Below are 20,920 nucleotides of genomic sequence, written 5' to 3' on the forward strand. Positions count from 1 at the left end.
GCGACACCGCGGTTGCAAAGAAGGCCAAGACGGCCAGCGCCCAATAAAGCGCCGTTGTCGTCCCGGACGGCAGCAGCGCCAGCCGCGAGCGAACCTCCGGCACGCTAACCGGAGTGACGATAAACCCTGCGATACATGAAACGAGATTGCGGGTGTTCGCCCCATCGGCTTCGCATCCGGGTCATCCCGCAATGGCTTTGCACTTAGGTCGCGCTTGCGGCTTTCGCAGCGTTGGACCACAATCAATTTCAGGTCAGGACGGATGGGCGCAAAGCCCGGCGTTCCAATAAGGTTCAATACAACGATATTCAGGGAGAGATCGGATGCGCAGATTCGCACTCATTGCGGCCATGACACTGCCGTTGCTCGCGACCACCGCGATAGCGCAGGAAACCGTCAAGATCGGCTACATCGACCCGTTGTCCGGCGGCGGCGCCAGTGTCGGCGAGGTCGGGCTGAAGACATTCCAGTTTCTCGCCGACGAGCAGAACGCCAAGGGCGGCATCCTCGGCAAGAAGGTCGAGATCGTGCCGCTCGACAACAAGACCAACCCGCAGGAAAGCCTGATCCAGGCACAGAAGGCGATCGACGCCGGCGTGCGCTATATCACCCAAGGCAACGGTTCCTCGGTTGCCGGAGCATTGTCGGACTTCGTCACCAAATTCAATGAACGCAATCCCGGCAAGGAAGTGCTGTACTTTAACTACGCCGCGGTCGATCCGGTCCTGACCAACGAGAAGTGCAGTTTCTGGCACTTCCGCTGGGACGCCAATTCCGACATCAAGATGGAAGCGCTCACCAACTACATGAAAAGCGTGCCGACCATCAAGAAACTCTATTTGATCAATCAGGACTATTCATTCGGCGAATCCGTGCGCACCATGGCGCGCGCGATGCTGAAAACCAAGCGACCGGACATCGAGATCGTCGGCGACGAAAAGCATCCGCTGCTGAAGATCACCGATTTCGCGCCTTATATTGCCAAGATCAAGGCATCCGGTGCCGACAGCGTCGTGACCGGCAACTGGGGCCAGGATTTCGCACTGCTGCTGAAGGCCGCGGCCGACTCCGGATTGAAGGTGAACTGGTACACCTATTATGCCGGCGGCACCGGCGGCCCGACGGCCATCAAGCAGGCCGGTCTCAAGGATCAGGTCTATGGCATCGTCGAAGGACATCCAAACGTCAGCAATGCCGCGTCGCAATCGTTCGAAAAAGCATTCCGCGCCAGGTATGACGGCCAGACCAACGTCTACCCACGTGCGGTGAACGAAATCCGGATGCTCGCCGCGGCCGCGGAGAAGGCCAAATCGATCGAGCCGGTGAAGGTGGCGGTCGCGCTCGAGGGCCTGGAATTCGAGGTGCTCAACGGTGGCAAGGGCACGATGCGCAAGGACGACCATCAGTTCTTCCAGCCCATGTACATCGCCGAATTCGGCGAATTGAAGAGCGGTGATTTCGACGAGGAGAAGACCGGCTGGGGCTGGAAAACCGCCGCCAGGATCGACCCCTCCGCGACCATGCTGCCGACCACCTGCAAGATGGAACGGCCGTAGGGGCGTGCGAGGGGACGTGGCCGCGAAATCGGCCACGTCCGACCGTCAGGCCCTGGCTTAACCCGGGCATCCACGCCTTGCGGCGAAGAAGAAAGACGCCGATGACCGTAACACGTCAGGCCCTGGCGTTTCTTTCACTCCCATTCGAGCGACGTCCGACGTTGGAGTAATTCGTGCTTGAACTGATCGTCATCTCCACGCTTAACGGCATTCTGTTCGGCATGCTACTGTTCCTGATGGCGAGCGGACTGACCGTCATCTTCAGCATGCTCGGCGTGCTAAACTTCGCCCATGCCAGCTTCTACATGCTAGGCGCATTCTTCGGCTTCCAGATCTCGCGCTGGGTCGGGTTCTGGCCGGCATTGCTGATCGCGCCATTGCTGGCCGGCGCCATCGGCGCCGGCGTCGAGCGCTACGGGCTGCGTCACGTGCACAAGAACGGCCACGTCGCCGAGCTGCTGTTCACCTTCGGCCTCGCCTTCGCCATCGAGGAAATCGTGCAGATCATCTGGGGCAAGAGCCCGGTCGATTTCCGCGTGCCGCCGCTGCTGGATTTTCCAGCCTTCACGATTTTCTCGACCAACTACCCCGCGTTCAAGATGTTCATGCTGGCAGTCTCTGTCGTCATCTTCGTCGGTCTGCTGGTGGCGCTGAAGCGCACGCGCATCGGCCTGATCGTGCAGGCGGCGCTGACCCATCCGCACATGGTCGGCCATCTCGGGCACAATGTCGGGCGCATCTTCATGCTGGTGTTCGGCGTCGGCACGGCGCTCGCCGCCGTCGCTGGCGTGATTGCCGGCCCCGCGCTGGTCACCCAGTCCAACATGGCCGGCCTGCTCGGACCGATCCTGTTCGTGGTGGTGGTGGTCGGCGGCCTCGGTTCGCTGCCTGGCGCCTTCGCGGCGTCCCTGCTGATCGGGCTGCTGCAGACCTTTGCCGTATCCATGGATGGCTCGCTGGCCGGCGCCTTCGGGCCGCTCAGCCCGGACTATGCGGCCACATGGCTGTCCGACATCTGGAGCGTCACCATCGCCCAGATCGCTCCGATCATGCCCTACATGCTGCTGGTGCTGATCCTGATCTTCCGCCCCATGGGCCTGCTGGGAACGCGCGACACATGAGCGACATCACCATCGCACCGCCGCCTGCCGCCGCGGACCGCCTGAAGTTCTACGGCATCTGGATCGCCGTGGCATTGACGTTGCTCGTACTGCCGAAAATCTTCAGCTCCGGCGGATCGCTGACCACCTTCAGCCTGATCGGCATCTCCATCATCTTCGCGCTGTCCTACAACATCCTGCTCGGCCAGACCGGCATGCTGTCGTTCGGCCACGCGGTCTATTACGGCCTCGGCGGCTTCCTCGCGATCCACACAATCAATATCGTCGCCCGCAACAAGTTCGCGATCCCGCTGCCGGTCATCCCGTTGATCGGCGGCCTCGCCGGGCTTGCCTTCGCAGCCTTGCTCGGCTGGGTGTCGACGCGGCGCTCCGGCACCGCCTTTGCAATGATTTCACTGGGTCTCGCCGAACTCGTCGCCTCCTCGGCGCTGATCCTGCGTACCTTTTTCGGCGGCGAGGCGGGCGTCTCCGCCAATCGCACCAAGGTCTACCGGCTGTTCGACTGGAGCTTCGGGCCGCAGATCCAGATCTATTACCTGGTGGCGGCGTGGACGCTGCTGGCGGTCATCGCCATGTACGCCCTCACCCGAACGCCCCTCGGCCGCATGTGCAACGCCGTGCGCGACAATCCCGAGCGCGTGCAATTCGTCGGCTACGATCCGCACATGATCCGCTACATCGCCTTCTGCTTTGCCGGGTTCTTCGCCGGCATCGCAGGCGCCCTGGCGGCAATCAATTTCGAGATCGCCAACTCCGCCTATCTCGGCGCGGTGCAGTCCGGCACCGTGCTGTTCGCGGCTTATATCGGCGGCATCGGCTTTTTCATCGGCCCGATCGTCGGCGCGATCTTCGTGACGCTGCTGTCGCTGGGCCTGAGCGACCTCACCCCGGTCTGGCAGCTGTATTTCGGCCTGTTCTTCATCGCGGTGGTGATGTACGCGCCGGGCGGCCTCACCGGCCTCCTGATGATGCACCGGCCGCTGATCAAGGCCGGTACGCTCAGCCGCGTGCTGCCGAGCTACGCCGTAGCCTTCGTGCCGACCCTGGCCATGGTCGCCGGGCTGATGCTGATGATCGAGACCACCGTCCACTACACGGTTAATCCCAGCGAAGACTCGCACATCCGGTCGTTCGGCATCAGCTTCGACGCCGCGAGCCCTTTGATCTGGGCGATCGCCACCATCCTGCTGGTCGGCGGCTTCATCGTCGCCCGCATCACCTGGGCACGGGTCGCGGCCGCCTGGGACAACGCGCTAGGTGCCGCGCGCGATAAGGGAATTGCCGCATGAGCGCCGCCATCGAACTGCGCGGGGTCGAAAAGACCTTCGGCATTACCAAGGTGATCCAGAACGTCACATTGAGCGTGGCGCAAGGTGAGCGCCACGCTTTGATCGGCCCCAACGGCGCCGGCAAGTCGACGCTGTTCAACCTGATCTCGGGCTATATGAAACCATCGAGCGGCAGCATCCTGCTGCGTGACGAGATGATCTCTGGCCTGCCGCCCTACCAGATCAACCGCCGCGGCCTGTCGCGCAGCTTCCAGGTCACTAACGTATTCGCCAACATGACCGTGTGGGAAAACGTCCGCTGCGCGGTGCTGTGGGCCACCGGCCAGCGCTATGCGTTCTGGAAGAACATCGACAACCTGCCCGAGGTACGCGACCGTACCGCGCAGATCCTCGGCGACATCAACCTGACCGCGCGCCGCGACGTGCCGGCGTGTCTATTGACCTATGCCGAGCAGCGCGCGCTGGAAATCGGCATCACCACCGCCGGCGGTGCCGACGTCATCCTGCTCGACGAGCCCACCGCCGGCATGAGCCATGCCGAGACCGAGCGTGCGGTGGCGCTGATCCGCCGCCTCACCGAGGGCCGCACCCTGCTGATCGTGGAACACGACATGAGCGTGGTGTTCGGCCTTGCCGACCGCATCTCGGTGCTGGTCTACGGCCAGATCATCGCCTCCGGAACGCCGGAGGAAATCCGCGGCAACCCAAAGGTGCGCGAAGCCTATCTCGGCGAGGAGGCGGCGTGATGCTCAAGGTCCAGGATCTGCATGCCTATTACGGCAAGAGTCATATTCTGCAGGGCGTCGACCTGCATATTGATGCCGGCGAGGTCGTCAGCCTGCTGGGGCGCAACGGCGTCGGCCGCTCCACCACCGTCAAGGCGATCATGGGCGAGGTGCCGCCGCAGGGCAGCATCACCTTCAAGGGCCAGAACATCGCCGGCCTGCCAAGCTACAAGATCGCGCATCTCGGGCTCGGCTACGTGCCGGAGCATCGCGACATCTTCCCGGGACTGACCGTGCGGCAGAACCTGATGCTCGGTATCAAGGATCCCAAGCATCCCGGCAAGTGGAAGCTCGACGACATGCTCGGCATGTTTCCCAACCTCGCGGCCCGCGTCGACACCGCCGCCGGCGTGATGTCGGGCGGCGAAAAGCAGATGCTGACGATCTGCCGCACTCTGATGGGCGATCCCGATTTGGTGATGATCGACGAGCCCACCGAGGGTCTGGCGCCGATCATCGTGCAGCAGGTCGGCGACCTGATCGCCGAGATCGCCCGCCGCGGCGTCGCCATCCTGCTGGTCGAGCAGAAACTGTCGATCGCGATGCGGATCTCGCACCGGCTTTATGTGATGGGCCATGGCCGCATCGTGTTCGAAGGTACGCCGGCGGAACTGCGGGCCAATGCGGCGGTACGCCAGGAATGGCTGGAGGTGTGACGGTACGTTATTCCGGGGCGCGCGGGCACAGCCCGAGCGAACCCGGAATGACGGGCCCCTCGTCCATCTGTCGTTAGTCGAATAGGGTGGGACATCCGGCCAGTGTAGGCTTGCCTCAACAGACCAAACGACAGAGCGCCCAAGCGCCGTTGCAAGGAGGAGACAGCGTGGATCACGCTTTGGAAGTGCGCGGGGTGTCCCTGCGATTTGGCGGCGTCCGCGCGCTCACCGAGGTGAGCTTCGCCGTGAATCCGGGCGAGCTGTTCTCGATCATCGGCCCGAACGGCGCCGGCAAGACCTCGATCGTCAACTGCATCTCCGGCCGCTACCGCCCGACCGAAGGGCAATTGTTCTATCGCGGGCAGGACATCACCGCGCTCAAACCCAATGCGCGGCCCGGCCTCGGCATCGGCCGCACCTTCCAGAACCTCGCTTTGTTCCACCATATGAGCGTGCTCGACAACATCATGGTCGGCCGCCATCACCTGCTGAAGAACAACTTCCTCACCGGGTCGCTCTACTGGCTGACCGGTGCACGCAAGGAGGAACTCGAGCACCGCCGCAAGGTCGAAGAGATCATCGACTTCCTCGATCTGCAAAGCGTGCGAAAAGCCACCGCGGGCACCCTGCCCTATGGCTTGCGAAAGCGCGTCGAGTTGGCGCGCGCGATGGCGCTGGAACCCAATCTCATTCTGCTCGACGAGCCGATGGCCGGCATGAATTTCGAGGAGAAGGAGGACATGGCCCGCTATATCGTCGACCTCAACGAGGAGTTCGGCATGACGGTGATGATGATCGAACACGATATGGGCGTGGTGATGGACATCTCGCATCGCGTCATGGTGCTGGATTTCGGCCGCAAGATCGCCGAGGGCGATCCCGCGTCGGTGCTCGCCGACCCCCATGTCAAACGTGCCTATCTCGGCGAGGAGGACGAGGCGTTGGCCGACCCCGACGACGCGCTCGTTCCGGAGACCGCCGCATGATGGATTATGCGGGCCGCGTCCAGCAGGCCGACACCTATCCGAAACTGCTGCGCCTCAACGCCCGCGAACACGGCGAGGACATCGCACTGCGCGAAAAGGACTTCGGGCTGTGGCGCGTCTTCACCTGGAATGACTACCAGGCGCGGGTGAAGGCGTTCGCGCTCGGCATGGTCGAGCTCGGCATTGTCCGGGGCGACGTCGTCGGCATCATCGGCGACAACCGGCCGGACTGGGTCGCCGCCGAAATCGCCGCGCATGCGGTCGGCGCCATGAGTCTCGGCCTGTACCGGGACGTGCTCGATGAGGAAGCCGCCTATCTGCTGAACTACGGCGAGGCCAAGATCGTGTTCGCCGAGGACGAGGAACAGGTCGATAAATTGCTGGCGCTCGGCGACCGCGTTCCCGAGCTGAAGCACATCATCTATTCCGACCCCCGCGGCATGCGAAAATATGACGACCCGCGGTTGCTTGAAGCCGACGCGCTTGCCAAGCTCGGCCGCGACCGCGCGGTCCGCCAGCCGGACCTCTACAACCAGATGGTCGACCAGACCCGCGGCGAGGATGTCGCCATCCTGTGCACGACGTCGGGCACCACCTCGCATCCCAAACTGGCAATGCTGGCCGCGGGCCGCGTGCTCGGCCATTGCGCGACCTATCTCGCCTTCGATCCCAAGGGGCCGGACGATGAATACGTCTCCGTGCTGCCGCTGCCGTGGATCATGGAACAGGTCTATGCGCTCGGCAAAGGCCTTTTAAGCCGGATGAAGGTCAACTTCGTCGAGCAGTCCGACACCATGATGAATGATTTTCGCGAGATCGCGCCGACCTTCGTGCTTTTCGCGCCACGGGTCTGGGAGGGCATCGCCGCCGACGTCCGCGCCCGCGTGATGGACGCCTCGCCGCTCAAGCAGAAACTGTACGAGATTGGCATGAAAGCGGGTCTGGCCGCACTGGCCGACGGCAAGACCTCCGCGGTCGCCGATCTGTTGCTGTTCCGCGCGCTGCGTGACCGGCTCGGCTTTACGCGGCTGCGCTCGGCCGCGACCGGCGGCGCGGCGCTGGGACCGGACACGTTCAAGTTCTTCCGGGCCATGGGCGTGCCGCTGCGCACGTTGTACGGCCAGACCGAGACGCTCGGGGCCTTCACGCTGCACGAGGCCGGCGCCGTCGATCCCGACACCACCGGCGTGGCGATGGGTGAGCATATCAACATCGAGATCCGCGAGCCTGATGTGCACGGGGTCGGCGAGATCGTCGTGAAACATCCCAACATGTTCCTCGGCTATTACAAGAGCCCGGAGACCTCCGCCGCCGATTTGCGCGGCGGCTGGATGCATTCCGGCGACGCCGGCTATTTTAACGACGCGAAGCAGCTGGTGGTGATCGACCGCATCAAGGACCTGGCGCAGACCGCGCGCGGCGAGCGCTTCTCGCCGCAATATATCGAGAACAAGCTGAAATTCTCGCCCTATATCGCCGAGACCGTGGTGCTCGGCGACCAGCGCGATGTGCTGGCGGCGATGATCTGCATCCGCTTCTCGATCATCTCGAAATGGGCGGAGAAAAACCGCATCTCCTTCACCACCTATACTGACCTCGCGTCCCGCCCGGAGGTCTATGCGCTGATCCGAAAGGAGGTGGAGGCGGTCAATGCCACGCTGCCGCCGGCCCAGCGCATCGCCAAATTCCTGCTGCTCTACAAGGAGCTTGACGCCGATGACGGCGAGCTAACCCGGACCCGAAAAGTCCGCCGCAGCGTCATCAACGAAAAATATGCCGATATCATCGACGGCATCTATGGCGGCGCCCGCGACATCCCGGTCAACACCGTGATCCGCTTCCAGGACGGCACCACCCAGCGCATCCGGACGACATTGCTGGTGATCGACCTGGCACGGGACGCCGTGATGGAGGCCGCGGAATGAAAATGGCATTCCAGCAACAGTTCCGCGCGGCGCCAATATTTGTCCCCTCTCCCCCGGGCGTAGCGGAGCGAATCCTGGTGGGAGAGGGGAGCACAACCGTCAGTCAATTCGAACACACTTGGGAGAGCGGGCGCCACACGCTCCGTTCTCGCTCGTGGCTCCCGCTCTCCCGCCTTCACTTCGCTCAGGCCCCCTCCCCCCCAAGGGGAGAGGGGATACTCGTAGCTCCCATCGGCGCTTCATCATGAACACCCATTTGCTGCTCCAGCTTCTCGTCAATGGCCTCGTGGTTGGCACGCTGTACGGCGTGGTCGCGATGTCGTTCGTGCTGATCTACAAGGCCACGCAGGTCGTCAATTTCGCGCAGGGCGAGCTGCTGCTGATCGGCGCCTGGGTGTGCTGGACGTTGCTGACCAAATATCAGGTGCCGTTCTGGCTCGGCATGCCGATGACGCTGGTGTTCATGTTCGCGTTCGGCATCGCGATCCAGATCGTGATCCTGCGGCCGATGATCGGCGAGCCGATCATCTCGGTGATCATGGTGACGATCGCACTGTCCACCGTGTTTCAGGCCTCACTGAAATGGATCTATGGCGTCAGCCCGCAGCCGTTTCCGCGCGTCTTTACCAGCCAGTCGGTATCCTTCGCAGGATTGCAGATCCAGACCGTCTATGTGATGAGCCTCGTGGTTTCGGTGCTGATGATGTTCGGCATGGCGTGGTTCTTCCGGGTGTCGAAATGGGGCCTTGCGATGCGCGCCACCGCGTTCAACCAGCAGGTGGCGCAGTCGCTCGGTATTTCCGTGAAAACCGTATTCGCAATGGCCTGGGCCATCTCGGCGATGGTCTCGTCGGTGGCCGGCGTCGTCGTCGCGGTGGTCAACGGCGTATCGTCCGGACTTTCAATCTACGGAATAAAAGTATTTCCGGCGGCGATCCTCGGCGGGCTGGATTCGGTCGGCGGCGCGGTGATCGGTGGCATCATCATCGGCGTGCTGGAAAATGTCGCGCAGTTCGTCGACTCGGAATATCTGCACTGGGGCAATCTGTACGAGATCGCGCCGTTCTACGTGCTCATCATCATCCTGATGATCAAGCCTTACGGCCTGTTCGGCACCCGCGACATCGAGCGAGTCTGATCCATGGCAAGTCCCTCGCTGATTCCCTCCGGCGACTTCCGCACCAGCTACGCGGTCGACACCACGATCTTCCCGACAAAGGCCAGCCGCAACGCGGCGGTTCTGGGCGTGGTGCTGATTTGTTTTGCGCCGCAATTATTCAGCGAATACTGGCTCAGCGTGCTGATCCAGATCGGCATCTACGGCATCGCAGCGCTCGGGCTCAACATCCTGGTCGGCTTCACCGGGCAGATCTCGATCGGTCACGCCGCGTTCTTCCTGTTCGGGGCGTTCACCTCGGCCTACATCTCCAACACGACGCCGATCCCGGTGTTTTTCTCGATCCCGATGGCCGGGGTCGTCACCGCCATTGTCGGGTTGATCTTCGGTCTGCCGGCGGCGCGGCTGAAGGGGCTGTACCTCGTCATCGCCACGCTGGCCGCGCAATATATCCTGCTGGATTTCTTCGCCCGCGCCGACTGGTTCTCGGGCGGTTCGGTCCCGGCCATGGCCAGCCCGTTCTCGATTTTCGGCTACGTGCTGCGCGGCGACCGGCAATATTTCTACGTCGTACTGGCCTATGTGGTGGCGAGCTATCTGCTGGTCACCAATCTGATGCGCTCGCGCGATGGCCGCGCGCTGGTGGCGATCCGCGACCATTATCTCTCGGCCGAGATCATGGGCATCAACCTCACCAAATATCGCACGCTGTCATTCGGGCTGGCGGCGTTCTTCGCCGGCATTGCCGGGGCGCTCTATGCGCATTACCAGCTCGTCGTCTCCAACGAGGGCTTTGGCATCGAGCGCTCGATTCTCTTTCTGGCGATGGTCATCATCGGCGGCACCGGCTCGATCATGGGCACGCTGATGGGGACGGCCTTCGTGGTGCTGCTGCCGGAATCGATGGAGTGGATCTCTGCCGAGCTGAAAGGCGGCGCGATCGACCGCGCGTTGCAGCTCAACAACAACATCACATTTTTGCGCGAGATCGCGATCGGGCTGATCATCATCGCCTTTCTGATCTTTGAGCCCGACGGGCTCGCGCATCGCTGGCGACAGATCAAGACCTACTGGAAACTTTACCCGTTTTCGCATTGAGGTTGGAACAAGACTGGCTAGACTGCGACCATAAAACAAAAATACAGGGAGAATTGCTCATGTCGATGAAATCGCTGTTAGGCACTGCATCCATGGTACTGCTGCTGGTGGGCGCCAGCGCCACGGCGCAGGCGCAGATCGCGATCGGCCATCTCGCCGATTATTCAGGTGGCACCTCGGACGTCGGCACGCCCTATGGCCAGGGCGTCGCGGATACCTATGCCTGGATCAACAAGAATGGCGGCATCGGCGGCAAGCAGGTCAATATCGACACCGTCGATTACGGCTACCAGGTGCCGCGCGCGATCGCGCTGTACAAGAAGTGGTCGGGCGCCGACAAGGTCGCGGCGATCATGGGCTGGGGCACCGCCGACACCGAGGCGCTGACCGGTTTTCTGGCCGCCGACAAGATCCCGGATATTTCCGGATCCTATTCCGCGGCCTTGACCGATCCGACCGGCGCTGGCGGGAAAGCCAAGCCCGCGCCGTATAATTTCTTCTATGGTCCGAGCTATTCGGATGCGCTGCGTGCCGAGCTGACCTGGGCGGCGGAGGACTGGAAGTCGAAAGGCAAGACCGGCAAGCCGAAATATGTCCATATGGGCGCCAATCACCCCTACCCGAACGCACCGAAGGCCGCGGGCGAAGCCTTAGCCAACGAGCTCGGCTTCGAGGTGTTGCCACCACTGGTGTTCGCGCTTTCGCCGGGCGATTATTCCGCGCAGTGCCTGAGCCTGAAGAGCGCCGGCGCCAATTACGCCTATCTCGGCAATACTGCGGCCTCCAACATCTCGGTGATGAAGGCCTGCAAGAGCGCCAGCGTCGACATCCAGTTCATGAGCAATGTCTGGGGCATGGACGAGAACGCGGCAAAGGCCGCCGGTGACGCCGCCGACGGCGTCATCTTCCCGCTGCGCACGGCGGTGAGCTGGGGCGGCGACGCGCCGGGCATGAAGACGGTGATGGAAATCTCGAAAATTTCCGACCCGACCGGCACGGTCTACCGCCCGGTTCATTACATCGCCGGCGTCTGCACCGCTTTATACATGAGGGAAGCACTCGACTGGGCTGCCAAGAACGGCGGCGCCACCGGCGAGAATGTCGCCAAGGGCTTCTACCAGAAGGCCGACTGGGTGCCAGCCGGCATGGAAGGCGTCTGCAATCCCTCGACCTGGACCGCCAAGGACCACCGCCCGACCACCAAGGTGGATCTCTACCGTTCCAAAGTGAGCGGGGCGACCGATGGCGATCTCAACGATTTGATGAAGAAGGGCAGCATCAAGCTCGAGAAGGTGAGGACGGTCGACCTGCCGCGCAAGCCGGAATGGTTTGGCTGGTAGCCTGAGCGAAGCGCGTTTCTTGCCTCGCCTCGCTTGCGGGGAGAAGGTGGCGCGAAGGGCCGCAGGCCGTTCGCGCCGGGTGAGGGGAAGTTTCTGTTTCACTCGAGAGTCCCCTCACCCGAAGCCTCGCTAGCAAGAGGCTCCGACCTCTCCCGCAAGCGGGGCGAGGTGAGCTGGAACGCCAATTCGGAGATTGTCACTTGCAGACGACACTTCAACCTGAAGCGAAAATTGCAGCATTCGCGGCGGTCCCCCCCTTGCTCTCGGTCCGCAATATCGAGGTCGTCTATGACGACGTCATCCTGGTGCTGCGCGGGCTGAGCCTGGAGGTGCCGCAGGGCGCGATCGTGGCATTGCTCGGCGCCAATGGCGCCGGCAAGTCGACGACGCTGAAGGCGATCTCCGGCCTGTTGAAGACAGAGGACGGCGAGGTTACCCGCGGCGAGATCGTTTTCAATGGCGAACGCATCCACGGCATCGATCCCGACAAGATCGTCCGCCGCGGCATCTTCCAGGTGATGGAGGGCCGTCGCATCGTGTCCGACATGACCTCGCTGGAGAATTTGCGGCTCGGCGCCTTCACCCGTCGCGACAAGGAAGTCGGTCAGGACATCGAGATGGTCTATCAGTACTTTCCGCGGCTGAAGGAGCGCACCGGCCTCGCCGGTTATCTCTCCGGCGGCGAGCAGCAGATGCTGGCGATCGGCCGCGCGCTGATGGCCCGGCCCAAAATGATTCTGATGGATGAGCCGTCGATGGGGCTGTCGCCGCTGCTGGTGAAGGAAGTATTCGCCATCATCCATAAGATCAACCGCGACCTCGGCGTCACCATCCTGCTGGTCGAGCAGAACGCCCGCGCCGCGCTGTCGGTGGCCAGCCACGGCTACATCATGGAACAGGGCAAGGTGGTGCTCGACGGCAGCGCCGACGAATTGCGCGACAACGAGGATGTGAAGGAATTTTACCTCGGCGGCGCCGGCGACCAGCGTAAAAGCTTCAAGAACCTGAAAAGCTTCAAACGTCGCAAACGGTGGTTATGACCATGCCCCAGCACTTTGACAGCCTCGAGAATTGCGACCCGTCGCATCGCCATGCCAATCTGTTTTCGCGGCTGCCCGACATCCTGCGCCATGCGATGACGGCGCCGGCCTATGCGCTGCACCTCAAGGGCGTGAACCCGGCGGCCGTGGTCAGCCCCGCGGCGCTGGCAAAATTGCCCATCTTGCGAAAGTCGGACCTGCCGGCGCTGCACAAGGCAAAACCACCCTTCGGCGGCTTCGTCACCGCGCCAGCCGGCTCGTTCGGCCGGCTGTTCACCTCGCCGGGGCCGATCTTCGAGCCGGAATCGAAACATCCCGACCCGTGGCGCGGCGCGCGGGCGCTGCATGCGGCCGGATTCCGCGCCGGCGACGTGGTGCTGAACACGTTCAGCTATCATTTGACGCCGGGCGGCTTCATCTTCGATTCGGCCGCACGGGCGCTCGGCTGTGCCGTGATTCCGGCCGGCCCCGGCAATGTCGACCAGCAGCTCGAGCTGATCGAGGCCTATCGCCCGGTCGCCTATGCCGGAACGCCGGATTTTCTGAAGATCCTGCTCGACGCCGGCAAGGCGGCGAAACGCGACCTCACCTCGATCAAGCGCGCGATGGTCTCTGGCGCGGCGTTTCCAAAATCGTTGCAGGACGAGATTTTGGCCCGTGGCGTCGACGCCTTCCAGACCTTCGCGACCGCCGACCTCGGCTTCATCGCCTATGAGAGCCACGCGCGGGACGGCCTGATCGTCAATGAGGACCTGATCCTGGAAATCGTCCGGCCCGGCACCGGCGATCCGGTGCCGCCCGGAGAGGTCGGCGAGATCGTGGTGACCTCGCTGGATTCGCACCATCCCTGGATTCGCCTCGCTCTGGGCGACCTCAGCGCCATTTTGCCCGGCCACTCGGCCTGCGGCCGCAGCAACCAGCGAATCAAGGGCTGGATGGGCCGCGCCGACCAGGCCACCAAGGTGAAAGGCATGTTCGTACGACCAGAACAGGTCGCGGAGATCGCGGCCCGGCACCCGGAACTCGGCCGGCTCCGCCTGGTGGTGTCGCGCGACGGCGAGACTGACGCCATGACTCTACTGGCAGAGGCCGAAAACGGCGCTGGCGAGCTCCGTGACGCGGTTTCCGGGACCCTCCGGGCGATCAGCAAGCTCGGCGGCGCGGTCGAGCTGGTGGCGCCGGGATCGCTGCCCAATGATGGCCGGGTGATCGCCGACGAGCGCGGCGCCTGAGCGGCGCGGGGCCAGAAAACCCGGACTCGCCCGGCCGATGCTGCTAGACAGCGGCCTTGATCGAGAACCGGCTACCACCCATGAAGCTGTTTTTGCCCGCATTCGTCGAGACCCGGCTGTCGCATCCGATGGTCGCCAAGATGATCAGTTTTGGCGTCATTGGCCTCGGCAATACGGTCGTCGACCTGGCCATTTTCAGCCTGGCCTATGAGGTGCTGAAGCTGCCGCTGGTGCCGGCCAATGTGCTGGCCTGGCTGGTCGCGGTGTCCGGCTCCTATGTGATGAACACCCTGATCACCTTTCGGGCCGAATCCGGCCGGGTATTGCGGCGAAAAGATTATCTCAGCTTTGTCGGCTCGGGCGTGCTCGGCGTGATCGTGACCACCACCATCCTGGTGGTGCTGTCGAACTTCATGCCGGTGCTGTTCGCCAAGCTGGTGGCGATCGTGGCCAGCTTCGTCGTCAATTTCACGATGTCGCATTTCGTGGTGTTTCGCACCAAGCCGCCGATCGACGAAGCGCTTTGAAACATCTCCGCTATTGCCCGGCCCACTGCCGGGTTTTAGCCTGCTGAAATGATCAGACTGGCCCTTTCATTGTTCATCACCGCGGCGCTGTGCGGCTGCGCGATCGACCCCAATGTCTCCTGGGCCCCCGACATCCTGAAGACCAAGACCTCCGCTCCCCCTGCCCCGGAACCGGCGCCTGACATGCGGGTGCTGTTGCAAACCAAGATGGCCGAGTTCTTTTTGCCGTCCGCGGCCGCCTCGAACATCAGCTTTTCGGCCCCCCGACGCGCCGCGCTGGACTGGACCAGCTGCATCCGCGCCACCGTCAATGGCGCGACCGGGGGAACGATCGGGCAGCAAACCTATCTGTTCAATATTTCGCGCAATTCGGTGGCGCGCCAGGAACATGTCGGTGCCGCGCATTTCTGTGCGACCGAGACCTATCAAAATCTTTGAAGCTCAAAGGCCGGCCGCGGCCTTGCAAGGCAGCAACTAAGCGACGCTGCTGACCGCTCCCTGATATTCGCGGTACCATTTCGCGAATTGCGCGATGCCGTCCTCGATCGTGGTCGACGGCCGGAATCCGACGTCGCGCGCCAGATCCTCGACATCGGCATAGGTCGCCGGCACATCACCGGGCTGCATCGGCAGCATTTCCTTGATCGCAATGCGGCCGAATTCCTTCTCCAGCAGTGACACCACCTGCATCAGCTCGACCGGATTGTTGTTGCCGATATTGTAGATCTTCCACGGCGCCTGGCTGCTCGAGGGATCGGGGCGGTCGCCGGACCAGTCCGGATTGACCGAGGCCGGACGATCGACCAGCCGCAGGATCGCCTCGCTGACGTCATCGACAAAGGTGAAATCGCGCTGCATCTGGCCGTTGTTGAACAATCTGATCGGTCGGCCTTCGAGGATGGCCTTGGCGAAGATATACATCGCCATGTCCGGCCGGCCCCAAGGGCCGTAGACGGTGAAGAACCGCAGGCCGGTGGTCGGGATGCGGTAGAGATGGCTGTAGGAATGCGCCATCAACTCGTTGGCCTTCTTCGACGCCGCGTACAGGCTGATCGGGTGATCGACATTGTCATGCACCGAGAACGGCAGCTTGGTATTGGCGCCATAGACCGAGGAGGATGAGGCGAACAGCAGGTTCTTGCAGCCATTGTGGCGGCAGCCTTCCAGCACGTTGACGAAACCTTCCAGATTGGCATCGACATAAGCGTGCGGATTTTCCAGCGAATAGCGAACGCCCGCCTGGGCGGCGAGATGGACGACAACCTCAAAGCCATATTGCGCGAACAGCGCCTGCATCGCCGCGCGGTCGGCCAGATCCAGCTTCAGGAACGTGAAGTTCGGATGTTCGGCCAAAATCCGGAGGCGCGCCTCCTTCAGCCGGGGATCATAATAATCGTTGACGATATCCAGCCCCACGACAGCGCGGCCGGCGGCCAGCAGCCGCTGCGAGACATGAAAGCCGATGAAGCCGGCGGCACCGGTAACCAATACGCGACAATCCGACATGTACCCCCTACGCCGCCAACGGCGACGGCTTAGACTATCCGCGGTCCGCACCCGGCCATCGCAACGGCCTGGGCCAGATATCAAACACCGAGCCCGCATCGCGGGGCCCCAGTTGCTCGATCAGTGACCCACCGCGTTCAGATTGCGACCCTGCGCACCAGCCAGTAAGACGCCGCCCGGTTGGACGCGGTTGGTCTTAACTGATCAGGGCCACGATTGGCCATGGTTGTGGTCATGGCCGGAACGGAATTTGCCGAAAGTGAAGCCGGCACTCGGATCCCGCCCCCAGCAGGCGGGGATGAAGGCGCAGATCAGTTCCCCATACGAAATCAGAGCCATTTTTGCAGATCGTGGTCGCCGAATGGAGAGCACTTCCCGGTAAACAGACCCATGATCACGAGCCAATGGTGGCTTCGTTCTGCCAGATCGAGATTTCCGCCGCATCAGCTTTACTATTTTACCACCGCCGACATTAGGCTTTTAATCGCGCTTGATCGTCGCGAATACGCCCGCTTTTCATATCGGTCCAACCTCGTATGTTTGACAACCAGAGCAGCGATTTCCGCACGCCCCGCCCCCGGCTCAACAATTGTGGCGGAAAGCTGCGTCCTGCAATTTCGTATCCGGATGAGATCGAGTTCAGCAGCCGCGACCTGGCGAACCCAGGCCGAGGGGGCCTCTGGATAGGCCGGATGAATCAGCTTCGCTAGCGCCTCGATCTGAGGGGCAAAGCGTGGATCGGTCGCGATTTCAATCGCAAGACCAAGCTTCCGCGCATTGCGACTACTGGCCTTTTTGCCCGCCGTCGATTTGGGGCCGGTGCTCGCTTTGGCATTGGCTCGATTGGCCGCCAGTTTCCTCTCTGAGGGCATGAATTATTCCGCGGCCTCGCTGAACTCGGCATCAATCACGGCGTCCGACGCGGCACCGAGCTTGCGCGCATATGTTTCATCACGTCGCTCGATATCTCTCAGAATGGCACTTCGTTGTCGCTCACAATAGGCGATCCGGCTGTGAATGGATCCAAGTTGAGGGGCCGCTCTGTCGTAGGCCATTGCCAGCACGGCGTCGGAGCTAATTCCGCAGGCCGCAAGCCGGGCGTCGATTTTCTTACGTGCCTTCGGATCGCGAGCCCAACGATCCGCCTCATCCCTGGCGGAAAAGATACGATAGCTCGCATGCTCGACGACGTCCGAGGCATCACGCGTCGACTTCAGATGCTCGAGTACAATCTCCTTCTGTACCAGTTCAATAGCCGCAACCTCAATTCTTCGCAGTCGAAGAATTTGCCACGAGATATCCGCGATATCCCGGACGAACATCCAATCAAGATCGGTGCGCGGCATAATCGATTGAGCAACCGCGGCTAATAGTCCATCGTATTTGTCTCGACTCTCGCCGGCCAAGAGAGGCGGGTCGCCCAGGATCAGGATGAGATCTTGCGGGAAGGCCAGGGAGGATTTTCTGATCAGAGAGTGACCCATCTCTTCCTCTTGAAGCTTGCGTATGTACACGCCCGGCGACGAGATGAATTGTAGCTGAAAGCCCGGATTTTTCAATTCCAGATTATATCAAGATCTTTTACGTTGTTTTAATCAAAAGAGGCATCAACTCAACCCGTATCGTTTTTGAGGAGTACCATCAAATGCGAATGCCGGACTTGAAAGAAGCCACGCTCATCCTCGACGAGTTATCCAGTTTGGTAACGAACCGATGCAGCATTGCCAAATCTATCGAAAATTTCGGGGCCCCGCACCAAAAAGAACTAACCGAAAAATGCCACCCTCGGTTGAGGAAAGATTATTACAATCTGCTGATCGTCAGCTCCATGATTGTGAAGAAGTTGCAGCCGCAATGTAGACGCCTGTTTCGCGATTCTCCCCAAAGCTATTATGAATTCATGCTCGCCTTCAATCGTGGTCAGATCGCATTAGCGCAGGTCGCTGAGGTTCTCCCTGGCTTTGGTAAAGCAGAAAAGTCTGAAACCCCGGACGAAAAGAACGCGCCTCGATTTATCATACAAGATATGCCGCCCAGCACCTATACGCCTGCGTCGACAAGTGGACCTCCATCGGGGGCGGGCTGACATGCGGACAGGTAGTGGATTGGCATAGGTCTGATCGGGTGGCGGACGATCGACGCAATAGGTCTTTTGCCATTGTCATCTTGAAGCGCCAGCGAGCGTCGCGCGCACGTGTAGCTGAAGTAGCACGTGTAGCTGAAGCCGACTTCATCAACAGCAGCGCAATGTTATCCCGCTCAGCAGCCCAATTTGGATGTGGGAATCCAAGTCGATCCCATCACGACCTAATGAAACAAAAAAGCCGGCCGGGCGTGACACCGGACGGCTTTCTGATGCGGCTGCCGGCTCTCCACCTGTCCGGTTCCGCCTCATTCATAGGCAGACTGAGCTGACATGGTTAATGACTGGTTAACAAGACCTGTGAACCGCCCCGGGTTTTCCGGAGGCCATTTGGTTTAAGTTATGCCGCCATGGCCGGAGTTTCCAGCATGGCGTAGTAGCGTTGCTCCGCTTCGGCCGGCGGGATGTTGCCGATGGGCTCCAGGAGCCGCCGGTTGTTGAACCAGTCCACCCATTCGAGCGTGGCAAACTCGACGGCCTCGAAGCTTCGCCATGGTCCGCGCCGTTGGATCACCTCGGCCTTGTAAAGACCGTTGATGGTTTCGGCGAGGGCATTGTCATAGGAGTCGCCGACGCTGCCGACAGAGGGCTCGACGCCTGCTTCAGCCAGACGCTCAGTTTACTTGATGGATACGTATTGCTTCCATTCAACCGGTCGTCGCAACACCTAAACGAAGGTGGTAGCGATGAGCATCAAGAGACGAAAATCACATCAGTCGGGACGAGCGCCATTGCTGTCACCGGGACGGCCCCCATAGGCCTCACGAACCGAGCTGCAGCGGTTCTGGTCCGGTATTGCCCAGGGGATGAGCAGTGATAATGCTTCGGTGTCGGCGGGCATGTCGGCCCCTGTCGGCGCTCGCTGGTTCCGAAAGGCGGGCGAAATGGCACCAGCGATGTTCAGGCCTTCGGCCAAGCCGTTGTCCGGGCGGCATCTCTCGTTTGTCGAGCGTGAAGAGATTGCGCTTTTTCTTGTTCAAGGCCTGTCGAGGCAGGAAATCGGGCGCCGACTTGGTCGAGCCGCCTCGACGATCTCGCGAGAGCTCCGGCGCAACGCCGCGACACGCAGCGGCGGCTTGGAGTACCGAGCGACGACCGCCCAATGGCATGCCGAGCGATCAGGTCGGCGACCTAAAGCCACGAAGCTTGCTCTTAACACGGCTTTGCGCACCTATGTCGAGGAACGGCTCGCTGGAATGGTCGCGGCGCCAAATGGTGTCGTCGTTCCCGGCGGTCGTTCCCTGGAAAAGCCGCCGGCATGGCCAGCGTACCGACCGACGATGGGCGAAGGCATGGAGTCCGGAGCAGATCGCCAACCGTCTTACCGTCGACTTTCCCAATGACAAGGGGATGCGCATCAGTCACGAAGCCATCTATCAGGCGCTCTTCATCCAGGGTCGCGGTGCGCTCCGCCGTGAACTGACCGCATGCCTTCGCACTGGGCGGGCACTGCGGACTCCGCGGGCTCGCATTGGTCAGAGAGGCAAAGGCTTCGTGTCGCCCGAGATTATGATCAGCGAACGCCCGGCTGAAGTCTCCGATCGAGCGGTTCCAGGACACTGGGAAGGCGATCTCATTCTTGGCCTGGAGAGTTCAGCAATCGGCACGCTCGTCGAACGCGCGACGCGCTTCACGATGCCGCTACATCTCCCGCGCCTTGAAGGCCATGGTGACGGGCCGCGCGCCAAAAATGGTCCGGCGCTCGCCGGGCATGGCGCCGAGGCTGTGCGTGATGCAATCACCCGCATCATCGTAGCGCTGCCTGAAGAACTTCGCCGCCCGCTTTCCGCTATCGACTTCGGCCTTCTTGACCCAGTCGTTCAGCGTCCGCGGGGTGCAGCCGAGCTTGGCGGCGATCGACGTCACCGACGCCCAGCGCGAGGCATGCTCACCCTCATGATCCAGAACCATCCGCACCGCACGGGTCCGGATTTCAGGAGAGAATTTATTCGTCGTCTTGCTTGTCATGGCTCCACCTTCTCAAAAGTTGGAGCCTCCGACAATCCCGGGGCGGTTCACTCTGATCTACCCGGACGCCGGCTTCGACCCGGCCGGCGAACATTTCGGCGTCATACTCGACGGGCAAGAGGTCGGCACGATCTACCGGCTCGACTATGAATGGCTGTGATCAATCAACCTAGGTATGATGGGCGCAGGCAGCGGCGAGCCCGTCTATCATTCCGCCAGCAAGGATCCGAAGTGGGCGCAATGTCTACGAGCTGGTGAGGGATCGAGGGTAGACCAAAATCGAGGATCGTTTGCGAAGTGGTGGATCGCGGCTGCGCTTTTTTGCTATGATTTCTACGTGTGGCGGGACGTTAATCGCCTTCGTCTAGCAGACGGAATGTAGCTATTGAAAAAAACCGCCGGGTCGCTCCGGCGGGTGCCGTTGTCAGCCAGGTCGCTTAGCCGACACGCAGATTTTCTGCGGAAGTCTTACCGCCGTTTTCGGTTTCTTCAAAGCCGACCTTCGCACCCTCGGCAAGGTTGCTCAGCCCCGCCCGTTCGACGGCTGAGATATGCACAAACACGTCCTTGACGCCATTGTCGGGCTGAATAAACCCAAAGCCATTTGTCGCATTGAACCACTTCACAACGC

19 protein-coding genes and 3 pseudogenes are annotated in these 20,920 nt (G+C 61.7%); 16 read left to right on the forward strand and 6 right to left on the reverse strand.

All coding sequences use genetic code 11. The features are described 5' to 3' along the window. Nucleotides 1-323: 323 nt before the first annotated feature. From Q0S16_RS00575 to Q0S16_RS00640, 14 genes are all read left to right on the forward strand, one after another. Nucleotides 324-1,556 (forward strand): branched-chain amino acid ABC transporter substrate-binding protein, encoded by a 1,233-nt coding sequence (locus Q0S16_RS00575; RefSeq protein ID WP_295843894.1) that lies wholly within the window; start codon nt 324-326, stop codon nt 1,554-1,556. 173 nt (nt 1,557-1,729) lie between these two features. After that, complete coding sequence (locus Q0S16_RS00580; protein WP_295843897.1) at nt 1,730-2,677, forward strand: branched-chain amino acid ABC transporter permease; 948 nt, start codon at nt 1,730-1,732, stop codon at nt 2,675-2,677. After that, entirely contained in the window at nt 2,674-3,966 is a 1,293-nt protein-coding gene (locus Q0S16_RS00585) for a branched-chain amino acid ABC transporter permease (protein WP_295843899.1), read from the forward strand. Before Q0S16_RS00580 ends, Q0S16_RS00585 begins: the two co-directional genes overlap by 4 nt. Beyond that, nucleotides 3,963-4,712: an ABC transporter ATP-binding protein gene (locus tag Q0S16_RS00590; RefSeq protein ID WP_295843900.1), complete on the forward strand. Its 750-nt coding sequence runs from the start codon at nt 3,963-3,965 to the stop codon at nt 4,710-4,712. The genes Q0S16_RS00585 and Q0S16_RS00590 overlap by 4 nt, the downstream gene beginning before the upstream one ends. Next, nucleotides 4,712-5,407, forward strand: coding sequence for an ABC transporter ATP-binding protein (locus Q0S16_RS00595; RefSeq protein ID WP_295843902.1), 696 nt, complete (start codon nt 4,712-4,714; stop codon nt 5,405-5,407). Before Q0S16_RS00590 ends, Q0S16_RS00595 begins: the two co-directional genes overlap by 1 nt. A gap of 167 nt (nt 5,408-5,574) precedes the next feature. Beyond that, a complete protein-coding gene (locus Q0S16_RS00600) occupies nt 5,575-6,393 on the forward strand; it encodes an ABC transporter ATP-binding protein (RefSeq protein WP_295843904.1) in 819 nt (272 codons plus the stop codon). Next, a complete protein-coding gene (locus tag Q0S16_RS00605) occupies nt 6,390-8,318 on the forward strand; it encodes a long-chain fatty acid--CoA ligase (RefSeq protein ID WP_295843906.1) in 1,929 nt (642 codons plus the stop codon). Before Q0S16_RS00600 ends, Q0S16_RS00605 begins: the two co-directional genes overlap by 4 nt. A gap of 244 nt (nt 8,319-8,562) precedes the next feature. After that, a complete protein-coding gene (locus tag Q0S16_RS00610; RefSeq protein ID WP_295843909.1) occupies nt 8,563-9,456 on the forward strand; it encodes a branched-chain amino acid ABC transporter permease in 894 nt (297 codons plus the stop codon). Nucleotides 9,457-9,459: 3 nt separating this feature from the next. Next, entirely contained in the window at nt 9,460-10,533 is a 1,074-nt protein-coding gene (locus Q0S16_RS00615; protein ID WP_295843911.1) for a branched-chain amino acid ABC transporter permease, read from the forward strand. Between the two features lie 59 nt (nt 10,534-10,592). Further along, complete coding sequence (locus Q0S16_RS00620) at nt 10,593-11,873, forward strand: ABC transporter substrate-binding protein (RefSeq protein WP_295843913.1); 1,281 nt, start codon at nt 10,593-10,595, stop codon at nt 11,871-11,873. 200 nt (nt 11,874-12,073) lie between these two features. Then, the gene (locus Q0S16_RS00625) at nt 12,074-12,913 is read left to right on the forward strand and encodes an ABC transporter ATP-binding protein (RefSeq protein ID WP_295843916.1); all 840 of its coding nucleotides are present in this window, start codon (nt 12,074-12,076) and stop codon (nt 12,911-12,913) included. 2 nt (nt 12,914-12,915) lie between these two features. Continuing rightward, nucleotides 12,916-14,145 (forward strand): AMP-binding protein, encoded by a 1,230-nt coding sequence (locus Q0S16_RS00630; RefSeq protein WP_295843917.1) that lies wholly within the window; start codon nt 12,916-12,918, stop codon nt 14,143-14,145. 80 nt (nt 14,146-14,225) lie between these two features. After that, nucleotides 14,226-14,672 (forward strand): GtrA family protein, encoded by a 447-nt coding sequence (locus Q0S16_RS00635; RefSeq protein WP_295843919.1) that lies wholly within the window; start codon nt 14,226-14,228, stop codon nt 14,670-14,672. Between the two features lie 48 nt (nt 14,673-14,720). After that, a complete protein-coding gene (locus Q0S16_RS00640; protein WP_295843920.1) occupies nt 14,721-15,110 on the forward strand; it encodes a hypothetical protein in 390 nt (129 codons plus the stop codon). Between the two features lie 36 nt (nt 15,111-15,146). Here the strand turns inward: Q0S16_RS00640 and Q0S16_RS00645 are convergent, their stop codons facing one another. The 3 genes from Q0S16_RS00645 to Q0S16_RS00655 all read right to left on the reverse strand — a co-directional run bounded on the left by Q0S16_RS00645 (nt 15,147) and on the right by Q0S16_RS00655 (nt 17,662). Continuing rightward, on the reverse strand, nt 15,147-16,178 hold the full coding sequence (locus tag Q0S16_RS00645; protein ID WP_295843922.1) for an NAD-dependent epimerase: 1,032 nt from the start codon (nt 16,176-16,178) through the stop codon (nt 15,147-15,149). A gap of 452 nt (nt 16,179-16,630) precedes the next feature. Next, nucleotides 16,631-17,050, reverse strand: a complete 420-nt coding sequence (locus tag Q0S16_RS00650) for a hypothetical protein (protein ID WP_295843924.1) — start codon at nt 17,048-17,050, stop codon at nt 16,631-16,633. Between the two features lie 3 nt (nt 17,051-17,053). Continuing rightward, nucleotides 17,054-17,662 carry a hypothetical protein gene (locus Q0S16_RS00655; RefSeq protein ID WP_295843926.1) on the reverse strand — a complete coding sequence of 203 codons (609 nt, stop codon included), beginning with the start codon at nt 17,660-17,662 and terminating at the stop codon, nt 17,054-17,056. A gap of 161 nt (nt 17,663-17,823) precedes the next feature. Here Q0S16_RS00655 and Q0S16_RS00660 point away from each other — a divergent pair, with 161 nt between their 5' ends. Continuing rightward, the gene (locus Q0S16_RS00660) at nt 17,824-18,264 is read left to right on the forward strand and encodes a hypothetical protein (RefSeq protein WP_295843927.1); all 441 of its coding nucleotides are present in this window, start codon (nt 17,824-17,826) and stop codon (nt 18,262-18,264) included. Nucleotides 18,265-18,661: 397 nt separating this feature from the next. Here Q0S16_RS00660 and Q0S16_RS00665 read toward each other — a convergent pair. Then, nucleotides 18,662-18,961, reverse strand: a pseudogene (locus tag Q0S16_RS00665) (integrase core domain-containing protein); the annotation flags it as partial. Nucleotides 18,962-19,217: 256 nt separating this feature from the next. Here Q0S16_RS00665 and Q0S16_RS00670 point away from each other — a divergent pair. Continuing rightward, nucleotides 19,218-20,109 (forward strand): annotated as a pseudogene (locus Q0S16_RS00670) (IS30 family transposase); the annotation flags it as partial. Here Q0S16_RS00670 and Q0S16_RS00675 read toward each other — a convergent pair. Both Q0S16_RS00675 and Q0S16_RS00680 read right to left on the reverse strand, forming a co-directional pair. Next, nucleotides 20,101-20,289: pseudogene (locus tag Q0S16_RS00675) on the reverse strand (helix-turn-helix domain-containing protein); the annotation flags it as partial. The pseudogenes Q0S16_RS00670 and Q0S16_RS00675 sit on opposite strands and share 9 nt — an antisense overlap. A gap of 437 nt (nt 20,290-20,726) precedes the next feature. Continuing rightward, on the reverse strand, nt 20,727-20,915 hold the full coding sequence (locus Q0S16_RS00680; protein WP_295843928.1) for a cold-shock protein: 189 nt from the start codon (nt 20,913-20,915) through the stop codon (nt 20,727-20,729). Nucleotides 20,916-20,920 lie beyond the last annotated feature (5 nt).

This window comes from Tardiphaga sp. (assembly GCF_025356345.1).
GTDB lineage: Bacteria > Pseudomonadota > Alphaproteobacteria > Rhizobiales > Xanthobacteraceae > Tardiphaga.

Bases quoted from the DNA above. Each gene is read 5' to 3' on its own strand.
- Q0S16_RS00575 (WP_295843894.1), top strand. From the start codon at position 324: ATGCGCAGATTCGCACTCATTGCGGCCATGACACTGCCGTTGCTCGCG.
- Q0S16_RS00585 (WP_295843899.1), top strand. From the start codon at position 2,674: ATGAGCGACATCACCATCGCACCGCCGCCTGCCGCCGCGGACCGCCTG.
- Q0S16_RS00590 (WP_295843900.1), top strand. From the start codon at position 3,963: ATGAGCGCCGCCATCGAACTGCGCGGGGTCGAAAAGACCTTCGGCATT.
- Q0S16_RS00595 (WP_295843902.1), top strand. From the start codon at position 4,712: ATGCTCAAGGTCCAGGATCTGCATGCCTATTACGGCAAGAGTCATATT.
- Q0S16_RS00605 (WP_295843906.1), top strand. From the start codon at position 6,390: ATGATGGATTATGCGGGCCGCGTCCAGCAGGCCGACACCTATCCGAAA.
- Q0S16_RS00610 (WP_295843909.1), top strand. From the start codon at position 8,563: ATGAACACCCATTTGCTGCTCCAGCTTCTCGTCAATGGCCTCGTGGTT.
- Q0S16_RS00615 (WP_295843911.1), top strand. From the start codon at position 9,460: ATGGCAAGTCCCTCGCTGATTCCCTCCGGCGACTTCCGCACCAGCTAC.
- Q0S16_RS00620 (WP_295843913.1), top strand. From the start codon at position 10,593: ATGTCGATGAAATCGCTGTTAGGCACTGCATCCATGGTACTGCTGCTG.
- Q0S16_RS00630 (WP_295843917.1), top strand. From the start codon at position 12,916: ATGCCCCAGCACTTTGACAGCCTCGAGAATTGCGACCCGTCGCATCGC.
- Q0S16_RS00635 (WP_295843919.1), top strand. From the start codon at position 14,226: ATGAAGCTGTTTTTGCCCGCATTCGTCGAGACCCGGCTGTCGCATCCG.
- Q0S16_RS00640 (WP_295843920.1), top strand. From the start codon at position 14,721: ATGATCAGACTGGCCCTTTCATTGTTCATCACCGCGGCGCTGTGCGGC.
- Q0S16_RS00645 (WP_295843922.1), bottom strand. From the start codon at position 16,178: ATGTCGGATTGTCGCGTATTGGTTACCGGTGCCGCCGGCTTCATCGGC.
- Q0S16_RS00650 (WP_295843924.1), bottom strand. From the start codon at position 17,050: ATGCCCTCAGAGAGGAAACTGGCGGCCAATCGAGCCAATGCCAAAGCG.
- Q0S16_RS00655 (WP_295843926.1), bottom strand. From the start codon at position 17,662: ATGGGTCACTCTCTGATCAGAAAATCCTCCCTGGCCTTCCCGCAAGAT.
- Q0S16_RS00660 (WP_295843927.1), top strand. From the start codon at position 17,824: ATGCGAATGCCGGACTTGAAAGAAGCCACGCTCATCCTCGACGAGTTA.